Annotated in this window: 16 protein-coding genes; 12 read left to right on the top strand and 4 right to left on the bottom strand. The window is 29.8% G+C overall.

The features are described 5' to 3' along the window. Position 1 precedes the first annotated feature (1 nt). The 6 genes from rsxE (at position 2) to B5D41_RS11225 (ending at position 4,588) form a co-directional block, all read left to right on the top strand. Positions 2 to 688 (top strand): electron transport complex subunit RsxE, encoded by a 687-nt coding sequence (rsxE, locus tag B5D41_RS11250; protein ID WP_078810749.1) that lies wholly within the window; start codon positions 2 to 4, stop codon positions 686 to 688. 58 nt (positions 689 to 746) lie between these two features. After that, positions 747 to 1,331: an electron transport complex protein RnfA gene (locus B5D41_RS11245; RefSeq protein ID WP_078810748.1), complete on the top strand. Its 585-nt coding sequence runs from the start codon at positions 747 to 749 to the stop codon at positions 1,329 to 1,331. Continuing rightward, a complete protein-coding gene (locus B5D41_RS11240; protein ID WP_078810747.1) occupies positions 1,332 to 2,426 on the top strand; it encodes an NADH:ubiquinone reductase (Na(+)-transporting) subunit F in 1,095 nt (364 codons plus the stop codon). Positions 2,427 to 2,695: 269 nt separating this feature from the next. Further along, positions 2,696 to 3,784 (top strand): HD-GYP domain-containing protein, encoded by a 1,089-nt coding sequence (locus tag B5D41_RS11235; RefSeq protein WP_078810746.1) that lies wholly within the window; start codon positions 2,696 to 2,698, stop codon positions 3,782 to 3,784. Positions 3,785 to 3,905: 121 nt separating this feature from the next. Further along, complete coding sequence (locus B5D41_RS11230) at positions 3,906 to 4,079, top strand: small, acid-soluble spore protein, alpha/beta type (protein ID WP_078810745.1); 174 nt, start codon at positions 3,906 to 3,908, stop codon at positions 4,077 to 4,079. Between the two features lie 149 nt (positions 4,080 to 4,228). Next, positions 4,229 to 4,588 carry a response regulator gene (locus B5D41_RS11225; protein ID WP_078810744.1) on the top strand — a complete coding sequence of 120 codons (360 nt, stop codon included), beginning with the start codon at positions 4,229 to 4,231 and terminating at the stop codon, positions 4,586 to 4,588. 141 nt (positions 4,589 to 4,729) lie between these two features. Here B5D41_RS11225 and B5D41_RS11220 read toward each other — a convergent pair whose 3' ends face one another. Next, the gene (locus B5D41_RS11220; protein WP_078810743.1) at positions 4,730 to 5,089 is read right to left on the bottom strand and encodes a DUF4363 family protein; all 360 of its coding nucleotides are present in this window, start codon (positions 5,087 to 5,089) and stop codon (positions 4,730 to 4,732) included. 15 nt (positions 5,090 to 5,104) lie between these two features. Then, complete coding sequence (locus B5D41_RS11215; protein WP_078810742.1) at positions 5,105 to 5,833, bottom strand: YetF domain-containing protein; 729 nt, start codon at positions 5,831 to 5,833, stop codon at positions 5,105 to 5,107. 218 nt (positions 5,834 to 6,051) lie between these two features. Here B5D41_RS11215 and B5D41_RS11210 point away from each other — a divergent pair, with 218 nt between their 5' ends. Next, positions 6,052 to 7,413: an N-acetylmuramoyl-L-alanine amidase family protein gene (locus tag B5D41_RS11210; RefSeq protein WP_078810741.1), complete on the top strand. Its 1,362-nt coding sequence runs from the start codon at positions 6,052 to 6,054 to the stop codon at positions 7,411 to 7,413. 58 nt (positions 7,414 to 7,471) lie between these two features. On the opposite strand, the gene B5D41_RS11205 is transcribed toward B5D41_RS11210, so the two are convergent. Then, a complete protein-coding gene (locus B5D41_RS11205; protein WP_078810740.1) occupies positions 7,472 to 8,299 on the bottom strand; it encodes a DUF4349 domain-containing protein in 828 nt (275 codons plus the stop codon). A 108-nt stretch (positions 8,300 to 8,407) separates the two neighbouring features. After that, entirely contained in the window at positions 8,408 to 9,601 is a 1,194-nt protein-coding gene (locus tag B5D41_RS11200) for a muramidase family protein (RefSeq protein ID WP_078810739.1), read from the bottom strand. Positions 9,602 to 9,944: 343 nt separating this feature from the next. On the opposite strand from B5D41_RS11200, the gene B5D41_RS11195 reads away from it, so the two are divergent. The 5 genes from B5D41_RS11195 (at position 9,945) to B5D41_RS11175 (ending at position 15,456) form a co-directional block, all read left to right on the top strand. Continuing rightward, positions 9,945 to 10,403 (top strand): C-GCAxxG-C-C family protein, encoded by a 459-nt coding sequence (locus B5D41_RS11195; protein ID WP_078810738.1) that lies wholly within the window; start codon positions 9,945 to 9,947, stop codon positions 10,401 to 10,403. Beyond that, on the top strand, positions 10,404 to 11,552 hold the full coding sequence (locus B5D41_RS11190) for a sodium/glutamate symporter (protein ID WP_078810737.1): 1,149 nt from the start codon (positions 10,404 to 10,406) through the stop codon (positions 11,550 to 11,552). Positions 11,553 to 11,824: 272 nt separating this feature from the next. Beyond that, entirely contained in the window at positions 11,825 to 12,199 is a 375-nt protein-coding gene (locus tag B5D41_RS11185; protein WP_078810736.1) for a desulfoferrodoxin, read from the top strand. A gap of 93 nt (positions 12,200 to 12,292) precedes the next feature. Continuing rightward, on the top strand, positions 12,293 to 12,868 hold the full coding sequence (rbr, locus tag B5D41_RS11180; RefSeq protein ID WP_078810735.1) for a rubrerythrin: 576 nt from the start codon (positions 12,293 to 12,295) through the stop codon (positions 12,866 to 12,868). 347 nt (positions 12,869 to 13,215) lie between these two features. Further along, positions 13,216 to 15,456 (top strand): RecQ family ATP-dependent DNA helicase, encoded by a 2,241-nt coding sequence (locus tag B5D41_RS11175; protein WP_078810734.1) that lies wholly within the window; start codon positions 13,216 to 13,218, stop codon positions 15,454 to 15,456. Positions 15,457 to 15,571 lie beyond the last annotated feature (115 nt).

The following is a 15,571-nucleotide window of genomic DNA, read 5'->3' as shown; positions in this document are numbered from 1 at the left end:
GGTGTTAAAGAAACTCTATTATAAATTAAAGTATACCAAACCATTTGCTCTTTTATATGATGGGATTTGGTCTGAAAACCCGGTGCTTTTATCCGCACTAGGTATCTGTTCTGCTTTAGCTGTAACTAACCGAGTTGAAAATGGAATTGCTATGGGGCTTGCTGTTACCTTTGTTGCAATGGCCGCATCACTACTTACCTCATTAATTAGAAAGTTCATTCCAAATCGGGTAAGAATAGTGACCTATGTAATTATGATTTCAGCTTTTGTAGTTATAGTCGATCAGTTCTTTAAAGCCTTTTTCCCAGATATTAGTCGTGCATTAGGTGCATATGTTGCATTGATTATAACCAACTGTTTGATCATGGGTAGAGCGGAAGCTTTCGCTTCTAAAAACCCAGCTACATTCTCTGTAATGGACGGTTTTGCACATGGTATTGGTTATACTATTGTCTTAGTTTTAATATCTGTAGTAAGAGAGATACTTGCTTTTGGAACTTTATTAGGTACAAATGTTGTTTGGGAAGGATTTACTCAATGGGTAGTCATGGCTATGGCACCTGGGGGCTTCTTCTTATTAGCAGTATTAACTTGGGCTGTTCGTACACGTCAACTTGGTTTAGAAGAAGAGGAATCAAAGAACAGTCGAGCTCCTATTGAAGAGTCTGACCAAATGCTTGTAGCATAAAAAAACTTTTAGAAAATCATTAAAGGTAAATTAATAAAATATATGGAGGAGAAGTAATATGCCTGAGTCTCTGAGTGTTTTTATAGCAGCGATGACATCCCATAATATCGCTTTGACTTATATTCTTGGGATGTGCCCGATGATAGGTGTATCAAAGAATCTAAAGACAGCGGTTGGTATGGGTGTATCAGTAATGTTTGTTGTAATGCTGACTTCTATTATTAACTGGCCGATATACAATTATATTTTAGTCCCTACAAATAGTACGATTTTGACATATGTTATTTTCATTGTAACTATAGGGGCAAGCGTACAACTTTTAGAGATGTTTTTGGAGAAGTTCCTTCCTGCCTTATATAGGGCGTTTGGAATCTTCTTACCACTTATTACGGTAAACTGTGTTGTACTTTCTATTTCACTTTTCATGGTTATTCGTAATTATACGTTTGGAACAACACTTATCTTTGCACTTGGTTCATCACTTGGTTGGATAGTAGCAATTGCTATTGTAGCCGCCATAAGAGAGAAGATTGATTTGATTGGGGATGTACCAAAAGGAATGCAAGGACCTGGTATTGTTATGGTGATTTTAGGTATTTTAGCCCTTGCTTTTATGGGCTTTGGAGGGATGGTGAATGTCTAAATGAATATACAACCAATTTATGTATTAACGTCAATTTTCGTTGGAGTTGCGGCTGTATTGGCTATTGCTGATTTAGCTCTTACAGATCAAGAACAGAAGACTATCAATGTTAATGATGATATGTATATTCCAGTGTCTAGCTCTGGTATGCTTTTGAGTATCTTATCGGCTAATGATATTCATATTCCTGCAGCCTGTGGTGGAAAAGCAGCTTGTGGTCATTGTAAGGTTGAAGTGAAGAGTGGTGGCGGTGATATGCTTCCTACTGAAGAAGCTTTCATCAGTCCAAAAGAAGAAGAAAGAGGAGTTAGACTTGCTTGTCAGGTTAAGGTAAATGAAGATATGAAAATTCATGTTAAGCCTGAACTACTTGAAGTAGAGGAATATACTGCTGAAGTAGAGGAAATAAGAGATGTAACTCCTACAGTTAAACATGTTAGATTAAAAATGATAAAACCGACAGAGATTGAGTTTGAAGCTGGACAGTATGCACAGCTGCTGGTGCCTGGCTTTGATGTATTCCGGGCTTACTCTATAGCTTCACCGCCGAGTATGGCTAGAGATGAAGATGCTTTACAATTTACGATCAAATTAGTACCTGGCGGACTCTGTACTAGCTGGATTCACTTTGCTCTAGAGGAAGGGGATACTGTTAAGTTCACTGGGCCATACGGTCACTTCTATCTCGATGAAGAATCGGATAGAGATATCATCCTGATCGGAGGAGGAGCCGGAATGGCACCTATGAGAGGAATTCTTGAGCGTCTAGATGAATTGGGAATGCCTCGACCGACAAGATATTACTTTGGTGCCAGAAACTCAGATGAGCTTTACTATGAAGATAGATTCGCAGAACTTGAAGAGCAGTATGATAACTTTGAGTATATACCTGCACTTTCTGACCCTACTCCTGAAGATCAAAAGAACTGGGATGGACCTTTCGGATTTGTTACTGATGTAATTGATGAAAGGGAAGGATCACTGGAGAATACAGAATCATATCTCTGTGGACCACCGGTCATGCTTGATGCAGCAGAACGCATCTTAGTTGATCACGGAATGCCGAAAGAAAAGGTAATGTTTGATAAATTTTAAATATACGGTAAAAACCACTAAAGGTGTAATTTTACACTTTTGGTGGTTTTTTTATTATAATTTTGTTTTATGTTGATTTTAGTCGCTATATAGTTGTGATATTAATTGAAAATGAATGAAATAAGTTCTTAGACACTTTACTATATATAATATAAATACAGAACATAAGAAAAATAAGACTAAATAAAGGTATAAATCCATTTTGTGTATAATTATGTAATTAATGATAATTATATTTAAGCTAATCATAAAATTAGAAGGTGAGTAAAATGGAAATATTGAGTAAAGTGGCGGATGTAACACCGGGAGTTGTTTTAAGTAAACCAATATATGACTCTGCAGGTAGAGTATTACTAAAAAAAGGGTCAAAATTGAATAAAAGGTATATTAACAAATTAAAAAAATTAGGTATCAAGCATATTTATATTAAGAATATAACGGATACTAAGACAATAAATCAAAAATTTGAAGAGAAAGAACGAAGAGAACTCATCCCAGAGGAAGTGAAGAAAGAAGCAGTAGTAATAGCTAGAAATTGTGTAAAAAAGACCAATATAGCGGAAAGTACAATATTAGGAAAAAAACAGGTAATTAAATTAATTGAAAATATAGTTAAGCAAATTAGCAATAAAGATGAAATATTTCAAAGTTTAAAAGATATGAGGTTATTAGAAGATGAAATATTTTTTCATTTAGTGAATGTTACTACTCTTTCTTTGGTTATAGGAAATAAATTAGGGTATGATCAAGAGCGGCTAAATAATTTAGGAATAGGAGCTTTTTTACATGATATTGGGAAGTTAGGAGTTTATGCTAATATCTTAAATAAATCTGGGAATTTGACTGATGATGAATTTGAAGAAGTAAAAAGACATACTAATTATGGTTATAAGATTTTAGATAAACAGGATGATATTCCTCAAATTTCAGCCCAAATAGCTTATCAACATCATGAGCGATGTGATGGGTCAGGTTATCCTAAAGGGTTGACAAAAAGATTCATTTATGAGGAGGCAAGAATAGTTGCTATTGTAGATGTTTTTGATGCAATGATCAATGATAGAGTGTATCGAAATGGAATTAAAGTTAAAGAAGTAATAGAATACTTATATACGAGAATTACTTTAAATAAATTAGATAAAGAGTTAGTTACACTTTTCTTGGATATAATTACTCCTTATCCATTAGGAACTAAAGTTAAATTAAATATAGGATGTGAAGCAGTTGTTGTTAAAGTTAACAAAAATGCTAAATTATGTCCCAAAGTAAAAGTTCTAAATCTTAACGGGATTGATAGGGAATTTGAAATTGATTTAAGTAAGAAAACTAATATTAATATTATTGATATTATACAATAAAAATTATTATAGTGAAGCATTTGGAATTTATTTTGCCTAGTGATTATTAACTATCTTGGTGTTAATTACAATAATAATATTTATCTTTTTAAGATATATTATTATTAGAGGTGGTTACCCAATGGCAAAAATCATGTCTGAAGAAACCAAGTATGAGTTTGCTAAAGAATTAGGATTTGCTCATAAGGTTAAGGATGGTGATTGGGGGAATATAACCACTAAAGAAGCTGGGTCATTAGTTAAAAAAGCAATAGAAAAAGCACAAAACTCTATGGTCCAGGAGGAAAGACAGTAGGATTAATCCTACTGTCTTTTTTTAATTGTAATAAATTTCTTGTAATTTATTATAATCTATTCTATAATATAATTAAGATAATAATTATTATCACACTCCAAAGTTTAGTGGATAGTTGTATTATTAATTGATTTTGTAGGAGTGGTTCAATGGAAAAAGAAGTTTTAATAGTAGATGATGCTTCATTTATGCGGCTGATGATTAGTGATATATTAAATAATGCAGGCTTTAAAGTAGTAGGTGAGGCAAGAAGTGGTGCAGAAGCTATAAAATTATATGAAATGCTTAAACCTGATTTAGTAACTATGGATATTTCCATGCCAGATAAGGATGGAGTTGTTGCTGTAAAAGAAATTTTAAAAATAGATTCTAAAGCTAATATTTTAATATGTAGTGCCATAGAAGAATCAATAGTTATTAAAGCCATTAAAGTAGGGGCTAAAGATTTTATCGTTAAACCATTTCATGCTAATAGGCTATTAGAAGCTATAGATAAAATATTTAATTAATAAAAATAATTTATTTTAAGAGTTTAATGCCAAAATATTTTGGTATTAAACTTTTTTTATATGATAATACAGTTGTACTACAGGAGAGAAAGTTATAGATAAAGACAGAAGTGCTTTAGATACATAGAAATTAGGTTTTCATTATTTGCCTAAACTCTTCCAATTCTCTTGTGCTTCATTTATTTCAATTAAAGCACTAACTTTATCTTTTGCTATAATTGCTCCTCTTAAACGAACAAAATTAGTACTTAAATCAATAATATCGTTTTTAGCAACATCAAATTGAATACTAGGTACAACTTTTTGTTTCCAAGTATTTTCTACACTTTTAATGCTTTTTAGAGCTCGTTGCCAATTGCCCGTTTTTATATCATTTTCAACAACCTTTAAGTCTTGAGATATATTAGATAATGAATCTTTTAGATACATTGCGGAGTTAAGGGTAACAATAAATATTATTACTAAAATAATAGGAAATAAGTAGGCGATGATTTTCTTCATTATTAATGATCCTCCTTAATTTGGGCCTAAATAATCACTTGTATCAATAGGAATTTCTATATTATCATTAGATGTATCGACATATAGTTTGCCTTGTGTATCTAGACTTGCTAAGATTACACTAGAAATATCATTAATACCTAATTGATTAAGTTGGGAAGTTAACCAAGTTTTATCTAAGTTAACCTGTTCTAAATTCTGTTCAAGTATTATGCCATCATAAATTAATTCTATACTTAACCCTTTATAATTAGTAGATATATTCATATCTTTAGGTGTTACAGATTGATATTGTGATTTCTTTAAGACAGATAGTTTGCCATTTGTTTCTAATATTGCAAATTCTACTTGTGAAAGGTTAAAAACACCTTTATTACGTAATTGTTCTAAGAGGTCAGTGATTCTATACCGCATTTTACGCATTGTATCTTCCATTATTTTGCCATTCATAATTACTATTGTAGGTTCACCATCAACATATTTAGATGCTTTTCTTGATTTTAAGGTGATTACTTGCAAAGTCATAACAGCTAGCACCCAAACTACTAATCCAACCCAATGGGGCCAAGCTCGAATAGTTGTATCAGTGGTGAGAGTAGATGCAGTCGAACCAATAGTAATACCTAAAATATAATCAAAATAAGTAAGTTGACTAATTTGCTGTTTACCAAGGATGCGTGTAAATATAAGCAAAGTCAAAAGAGCGATTAATCCTCTAACTATTACTACAAGTGTTTCATTCAAATTTAATCACCTCAAAATATATTATATCCTATTAATCGTCTTAAATTCTGGAATAAGATAGAAAAATATATTTTACTAATTGAATAGTTATTTATAAAGCGGATTACAATTTATAGATTCAATTACATGTTATACCAAGAGGATAGTAGGTTAAAATCTAGAATTTATTAAAGAGAGAAGAGATTTTATAAAATACATATAGAAAAGGTGCTAGTTAATTGAATATTAGATATAGGTTAATTATAATATTAGTTATAGTAGTTATAATTTTTTCTTTTTCAGCTGAAGCTAAGGCAGTTAATTTAGTAATTGATGGGCAAAAAGTTGATAGTAATTTGATGGTATTAATTGATGGTAGTTCTTTAGTTTCTACTCAAATTATTTCTAAATATTTAGGAGAAGAATTTATTTGGAATCAAGATGAAAAAGAAATAAATTTTAATGATGGTAATCTTAAAATAAGGCTGCCAATAAATAAGAAGAAAGCAATTATTAATTCTAGAACTATTCCTTTAAGCATAGGTGCAAAATTAATTAACGGACAAGTAATGATTCCTTTGAGGTTTTTACCCAAGATTTATGGTGGACAACTTATTTGGAGTGCGAGTGATAAAACAGTATATTATCGTTCTAATCAAGTGACTGATATAAGTGTGGAGGAGACTCGATTAGGGACAAAAGTATTTATTGAACCTAAATATTTGCCACAATATGAAGTGAAGCATTATCACAATCCAGAAAGATTAGTAATTGATCTTAAAGGTATGCATTTAGGAGAAATCAATGATTTGATCTTAAATAATGATGTAATTAAGCAGATTAGGATTAGTCAATTTCAAGTTGATCCAGCTATTGTTAGAATAGTAGTAGATCTTAAACAAATGAAGAGCTATCAGGTTAAAGATGATGGGAATAAATTAATATTAGATATTAAGAAAAAGATGCGCATAGTAACTTCTTCAACTAGTGAAAGTGGGGAAGATAGTGATAATTCAAAGAAGGATCAAGGAACAAATTATAAGAAAATAGAAAAGAGAAATAAGAGAATAATCATTGATCCTGGGCATGGAGGAAGTGATCCAGGAGCAGTTGGAGTAACAGGCCTTAAGGAAAAGAAAGTTAATTATCAAATTGCTAGTCGTGTAGTTAAATTACTAAAAGAAGAAGGTTTTAATGTAATGTCAACCCGGAGGCAAAAGCAGTTTATTTCTTTATCTCGTCGAGCACAATTAGCTAATAGTTGGTCTGCAGATTTATTTATTAGTATTCATGCTAACTATAATAATAAGTCATGGATTAATGGGACAGCTACTTATGCTTATTGGAATGCTTCTAAGGATAATTGGGCTTTAGCGTGGTATGTTCAAGATGAAATGGTCAAGAGAACAGGACTAGAAAGTAATGGTTTAAAAGCAGCTAATTTTGCGGTATTAAGAGAAACATATATGCCGGCTATTTTGATAGAAACAGCTTTTCTTTCTAATCAAAGAGAAGAGTATTTATTGAATAATGTTAGATTTCAAAATAAAGTAGCAGAAGGAATTGTAGCAGGAATAAAAAGATATTATGTCCGTAAATAAAATGATAAAGTAATAAAGGTCACTATACATCCAAAATGTATAGTGACCTTTATATATATTATTTTCTTCTAAAAGTAAATAGTTTATAGAGGAGAAAGCCTATAATGAATAAGAAGATAATCCAAGGGGTTACTTCTCCAATGAAGATAATAACTGCGTTAATACTTCCAATAAATTTACTAAGAGCTCGTTTAAAGCTTTGAAGAATACCCCAGTTATTATTAATAATAGGCTGTGGTTGAGTAATATATAAATCGATAGTTGCTAAGTCTATTTTATTATTATAGTAATTAAGCTTTCCTTGTAATTGTTCAATATTAGTTCTAACTCTATTTAGCTCTTTTTCGACTTTAATAACAGCTTCGACTTTTTCAGCTTTATTTAATAATTTTAAGTATTTTTTTTCTTGGGCTTTCAAGTTTTTTAATCTAGCCTTAAGGTCAATATATTCTAAAGTAATATCTTCACTTCTAATCTGTTCATTTTTAAGTCTTCCAAATGTTTTAATTTCGGAAAGAACTGCTTGGAAATTTTGTTGAGAAATTCGAATCTTATAGTGATAGGATTTACGTTGATTACTATCTTGCCATTGTCTAGAACTAGCTAAGTATCCATTATATTTTTTGATTAGTTCAGTGATTTTTCTTGAGATTTTATTTACATTTTCTGTTTCTAATCGAATATTAGCTGTCTTAATAATTTTTCTATCTATTATTTCAGTTGAACGAGTACTTTTAGTTTTTTGGGGGCTTAATTTTTCATTGTAAATATTATCTTTTACTAAAGGTTCTTTTGGTATTGTGTTAGTCTGTGGTTGACAAGCTGATGTAATTAATACTAATGATAAAAGTAAAAATAAAAATATTAATTTTAATCTTTTTGACATGAGATCACTTCCTTTTTAGGACTTATAATATTATTATATCAAATAATATCTTAATAAGAAATAATATTATTAAAAACCATACAGCAATTTAGCTGTATGGTTTGATATTTAACTAAGCCAAGAATTTTTAGGTTCTCCATTTTCATATTCTACCCATTCAGTCTTACTATTTTCATCTAAAGGCACGATAATAGTAGTTCCTGCTTTTAATTTAGTATTACCGTCTTTTAGATAATTAGCCTTAAGAATAGATCTAATAGTTACACTCTTATTAAAAGCAATATCGAAGATATATTCTCCACCTGACTTTACTGTATAAATTTGATGTTTACTAAATAGTGCTGGACTAACAGGCATCAATAACTTTTGTCCTTCTTTGACTTCTTCTACGTTATCTAAATCATTAATTCTTCTTAATGCTTCCTCAGAACTATCAAAAAACGCTTCAACATCAGGTAATAATTCATTAGACATAATACGATAATGATTATTTAATTTATTGCTTACTCTTTTAATATAAGAAAATTTATTAGATTTATCTAAAGGTATAACTAAGGTTTCACCAGCTTTAATTTGTTCTGTATTTGAAATATTATTTAGATCTAATAAAGTAGAAATTTTGATTCCAAATCGTTTAGTTATAGTTTCAACCTTATCGTTCTTTTGTACTTGATAGAAGTAATAAATAGGGTCTGAATTTTCAATAGGTTGATTTGGTTCATTATGCTGGTCATCTATTGTAGGAAGAAGCAGATTACGACCAGCATATAAATCATAAGAGCTTTTAATATCATTTAATTCAATTAAATTTTTCACTGTAGTATTATATTCTTGAGCAATATTCCATAAAATATCACCTGGTTGAACAGTATAATATTCATATTTTTTATTATGATGGTCTTGAGTTTCTTTTGCTGGGATGACAAGTTGACGTCCTACATACATATCATGTGAATTTTTAATATTATTTAATTTTACTAATCTTTTTACAGAAGTACCGTATTTTTGAGCGATATTCCAAAGTATATCACCTGATTTTACAGTATAATAGAAGTAATCTTTAGGAGTTTCATAATTGACATCAATATTAATTACTAATTTTTGTCCTACATAAAGATTAGAAGGATTATTGATATTATTATGATTAATTATTACTTTTATAGGTACTCCTAATTCTTGAGAAATGTTAGTCAGAGTATCACCACTTTGAACCTTATAAATGTTGTTGTTAGCATGTGCTGGGATTACTGATAAACTAATAATTGTTACAAATAGAAATATAATTATTGAAGCTTTCTTCATAATGATTTACCCCTTTCTGGAATATTATTTTAGTTATCATTACAGTATACAAGTCTAACATATGTTGTAGTTTTAAACAATATCAAAAATATTGATTTAAAAGGAAATATATCCAAATAGCTAAATCAGTTGTTCCTTAATCATATAATAATTTTAACTAATAAACTCTAAGGTATTGACAACTTAAAAATAGGTTGATAAAATAAGCTCAGATAATGTATCATATATAAGTATTTAACAATAAATATTATAGTGGATTAATATAATATTTTTTTATTTTCAGTATAAAAATAAATTATTATATATATAAAATATAATTATCACAACAGGAGGAAATAAAATTATGAAAAAAACAAAGGAGACATTAATTAATGAGGCACGACAGGAAGCAGAAGATTATTACAGAAGAGGAGATTATTATTGTTCGGAAGCGGTTTTAACTACAATTAATGAAATGTTAGGGGAAGAAGTTCCATCTGAAATGGTTAAGTTGGCTTCTGGATTCCCTGTAGGAATCGGCAAATCAAAATGTTTATGTGGGGCTATTAGTGGGGGAGTCATGGCTCTAGGATTGAAATACGGTAGAACAGAACCAGGGGCACCAATGCCGAAATCATTTCCAATGAATGCTGCTTTGCATAATTACATTAAGGATAAGTATGGTTCTACTTGTTGTCGTGTGCTTATCAAGGAATTTGATGAATTTAATAGTAATGAAAGAGCAGAGCATTGTATACAAATAACTGGTGAAGTAGCAGCTTGGGTTATGGAACAATTCATTGAAGATGGAGTGGTAGAGTAGATGTATGCAGTGCATTTATCTTCATTAGAGACCTTGGCTGTTGCAACAGCTTTATTACTTCTAGGTTATTACTTAACGAAAAAAGTTAGAGTTTTTAAAATAAATTATATTCCAGCTCCTGTAATAGGTGGGCTATTATGTGCTCTAACTGTATTTGGACTTAAAAGTTTAGAAATAATTAATATAAATTTTGATATATCATTAAAGCCATTATTTTTTGCTGGTTTTTTCGCATCTATTGGGTTTAGAACAACTTCTAATATGTTAAGAAATAATAAAACTAGATTATTATTATTTCTTATTTTTACTGTTATAGTTGCTTTTGCACAAAAGATAATGGCGATATATTTAGCACCTATATTAGAATTAGATTTAATAGAGAGTTTAGCAGAAAGTTTAGCTCATATGGATGGGGGAATGACTAAAAAATTATTCGTACCGGCATTAGCTAAACATGGTATACCGGCTGTTAAAGCTATATTTAAAGGCGTAGTAATCTTATCTCTTACCATTAGTTCTTTAATAGGAGGGCCATTATTTAGATATCTTAAAAGAAAATATAATTTAGGCCAAGGGAAAAAAACTCAAGCACACTCTTTAACACCTCCATTACTTTTAAAGCATATAACAATATATATTATCACTCTAATTTTGGCTACTGGATTATCTAAAATTTTAGGAGGTAAGCTATTTCCTTGGCATGGTTCTGCTTTAATAATAGCATCTGTATGGAGAAACTTAGATGAAAAATTTGAAATTAGTAAATTAAATATGTATTATCTAAATGTGTTGGGAAATATATCTCTTTCACTTTGTTTGATTTTAGTCTTTATGAATATTAACTTTAGTCTTATGCAAGCATTACATTTTAAAATATTAATTTTAACTTTATTTCAGATTTTATTGGTAATAGGCATAGCAGTTATAATTTTTAAAGTTTTAGGAAATAATTTAGTAGCTGCTTTAATTGCTGTAGGTTTGCCAGGTTTTGCATTAGGTTTACCTCCAGCTACTATGTCCACGTTACAATCTATTCAAGAAGATAATGGGCTTGTACCAGAAGCAACTTTTGTTGTACCGGTTGTCGGTGCTTGGTGGATACTATTTATTAATCCATGGGTGTATCAGGTAGTTAGTAAGTTAATATAATCAAAAAATAATAAATAATTATAGTCAAATTTTATCAATGATTCTTGATAATAAGCAGGAATTATCATATTTTAATTTAACTATATGAAATAGAACGTTAGTAACTAAAAAAATTGAAGTATTAGATACTTATCATAAGAAATTTGACAAAATTAAGTAAATAGGCTATAATAGTAATAGTTACTAATACTGATAACTACATAAAAGGTTTTAGATAAAATAAAATCTTTTATTCTAAAAGACTTTATTTTTAGGAAGGGGAGTTATAGTTGATGAAAATCAGAGATATTTACAAGTGTAATATTTGTGGCAATGTTGTAGAGTTAGTACAGGAAGGTGCTCCAGCCTTGGTTTGTTGTGGAGAAGATATGGAAAAGTTAGAAGTTCAAACTGCTGAGGCAGCTACTGAAAAGCATGTGCCGGTTATTAAAGAGATTGATAGTGGTATTGAAGTAATAATAGGAAGCAGTTTGCATCCTATGGAAGAAGACCATCTTATTAGGTTTATTGAAGTGTTGACGGAAGATAGAGTATTACGTGCTGAGTTAGAAACAGGTCAAGAACCTGTTGTTCAATTTGATGTAGATAAAGAAGATATAATTACAGTTAGAGAATTTTGTAATTTACATGGTTTATGGAAGGCGTAAATGTGTAATAGTTTAATTATTAAATGTAATTTAGATTAACTTTAAAAACTATTATAAGTAACTTAAATAATTTAAAATAAGGGGATGATGTTTATGTCAAATTTAAAAGGTACTAAAACAGAAAAGAATTTACTTAAAGCTTTTGCTGGTGAGTCACAAGCACGAAATAGGTATGATTATTTTGCTTCAAAAGCTAAAAAGGAAGGTTATAACCAGGTATCGAATATCTTCAAAGAAACTGCTCGTAATGAAAAAGAGCATGCAAAGAGATTCTTTAAATTTTTAGAAGGTGGAGAGGTTGAAATAACTGCTGCTTATCCTGCTGGAGTAATTGGAACTACAGAAGAAAATTTAAAGGCATCTGCTAATGGAGAAAATGAAGAATATACTGAGCTTTATCCAGAATTTGCTGAGATAGCTGAAGAAGAAGGATTTTCAAAGATTGCAGCAGCTTTCAGAATGATAGCTAAAGCAGAAAAGGCACATGAAGATAGATTTTTAGCATTATTAGAAAATATACAAGAAGGAAAAGCATTTGAAAAAGATGAGAAGATAGCTTGGAAGTGTGGTAATTGTGGTTATGTACATGAAAGTAAATCAGCACCTAAGAAGTGTCCTGCATGTATTCACCCTCAATCTTATTTTGAAGTAAAGGCTAATAATTATTAATTTAGCATTTTACCCCTATGTTACTTTTAAGTAATATAGGGGTTATTTTATTATTAAGGAAATTATGTTTAAATTTAAATTGTGGATAAAGTTATTTTAGTCAACATATTTCTGGAGCGACTCTTAAAAACAGTTTGGAACCATGGAGGGTGGAAAACTGTTTTTTGACAATGAACGGAGCAGGACGCGAAGTGAATGACAAGCGGAAGATATTTGTTGACTTTATTCTTATAACTAAAGATATTTTTGATTTTATAATGGAGGATATTAACTATTACATATAGTAGTAATACAATACAGAAGTTAACTAAGTTTGTTTCACATAATATATTAAAGGATGAGAATATATGGACTTGCCTAAGATTGTTAAGATTAAATTACGAGAATACTTTGGCTATAGCAACTTTCGCAATGGTCAAAAAGAAATCTTAAAACATGTATTTGCAAATGAGAATATATTAGGTATTTTACCGACAGGAAGTGGGAAGTCATTATGTTATCAAATACCTGCTGTCTGTGATGATTTTGGATTGGTTATTGTAATTTCGCCTTTAATATCGTTGATGAAAGATCAAATTGATAGTTTGAGGTCAAAAGGGATTAAAGCAGCTTATATTAATAGTACTTTAAATAGATTTCAGCGGCAACAGATTTTAAATGAAATTTCTTATGGAGAATATGATATTATTTATGTAGCTCCGGAACGTTTTAGGTCAAAGAGGTTTATAAAGGCAGTTAATAAGTTAAAAGTAGGGTTATTAGCAATTGATGAAGCTCATTGTATTTCTAAATGGGGACATAATTTTAGACCAGATTATTCTAAATTAGCCCAAGCTAAAGAAGTGTTAGGTAACCCTCAGGTTTTAGCTGTAACTGCTACTGCTACTTCTGATGTAAGAAGAGATATCATAAACAAATTAGAAATAGAAGATTGTAAAGTTATTATTAAAGGATTTACAAGGAATAATTTGAACTTTGAGGTTAGAGAAGTTAGAGATAAGCAGGAGAAGGCAAAAGAATTATTAACAATATTAAGAAAGGAAGAACTACCAGCTATTATTTATACCGGTACTAGGAATAATGTAGGAGAGTTAATGGAATTATTAAACAATAAATTTTCGGTAATAGGCTATCATGGTGGTATGTCACTTAATTATCGTAAAAAAGCACAAGATTTATTCATGAATGGTGAGCGGGATATAGTAGTTGCTACTAATGCATTTGGAATGGGAGTAGACAAAGAAGATGTTAGACTAGTAGTTCATTATAATTTTCCTGCAAATATAGAAGCTTATTATCAGGAAGCTGGACGGGCTGGGAGAGATAGATTTTCTAGTAAATGTATTTTGTTATATTGTCATCGAGATACTCGTTTAATAAAATTCTTTATTGAAGCTGATTTTCCGGAAAAAAATTTAATTAAAAGAGTATATAAATGGTTAATAGAGTTAGAAAATAATGAGATTAGAGGGGATATATATGATCTAGCTGCTAGAATACCATTTTCTATTAGTAACAGTAGTTTAGAATCAATTCTTAGTCTTTTAATTAAGAATAATTATTTAAAGAAAGTTAGATCATCTGAAAAAAGTGATGTCTATAAATTAATAAATCCGGTTTTACCAGAAGAATTGCAGTTTGATTTTAAAAGGTTAAAAAAATTAAAGAAGAATAAATATAATAAATTAAAAAAGATTCAAGAGTATGCGACTACTGATAAGTGTCATCATCAATTTATTTTAAATTACTTTGGTAATACTGAGGAATTAGAAGAATGTCCAGGTTGTGATAACTGTTTTAATATAGATTTAGACCAGGTTACTATTAGAGAAGAAAAGATTATTTATGGGATTCTTAAGATGATTAATAAATTAGATGGAAAATTTGGCGTTACAACAGTAGCGAAAATTTTAGCTAAATCAAAAGCTAAGAAAATATTAAAAAGAGGATTACATCGGTTAGAAAATTATGGTATGTTAAAGAATTATACTCAAAAGAAAGTAATTGAAGTTATTAATAAATTAATTAAAAAAGATATTTTACAAAAAACAGACCAATTATACCCTACAATTGAACTTGCTCACTCAGGATATAATCTTTTACAAAATCCTTACTCTCTTAATTGGTCATTAAATTTGCCTCAGAAGAAATTTAATGATGTAGAGAAAAAGTTAGATAAGAAAACCTTCAAAGCAAATAATGCTAGAAATGAATTATCAGCTAATAAAGCAGAATATTTAGATAGGTTAAATATAAAGCAGTTAAGACAATTAGCTTTAGATATAGGTAACAAAGGAATAAAGAAAGATTTATTACCTCAATTATATAATCATACAGATTATGAAGTTAGGAGAAGAGCATGTTCAGCGGCTAAAAAATTAGCAGATAAAGAATTAGTAAAGTATATTGCTCCTTGTCTGCAGGCAAAAGAAGCACAAGTTAGACAATATGCTTTAAAAGCAGTTTTAGCTAGTGGATGTAAAGAAATGCTTGAAGTGGTCTATGATGTTTTAGATAAGGAGAGTAAAGATTACAATATAAGGTTATGTAAAGAGATAATAGATGAGTTTAAATGTAAAGATAATTAGTAATTATAAAAATGATATCTATAAAAAGCCTCCTAGAATAGGAGGCTTTTTGCATGCATAATATACATATACAAGTATATTTAGGTAAGAATAATATATGAAAGAGATAGTTGGA

It is taken from the genome of Selenihalanaerobacter shriftii, from assembly GCF_900167185.1.
GTDB classification, from domain to species: domain Bacteria; phylum Bacillota; class Halanaerobiia; order Halobacteroidales; family Acetohalobiaceae; genus Selenihalanaerobacter; species Selenihalanaerobacter shriftii.
The sequence above is the reverse complement of the archived record's forward strand: the minus strand, read 5'-3'. Positions and strand labels throughout refer to the sequence as shown.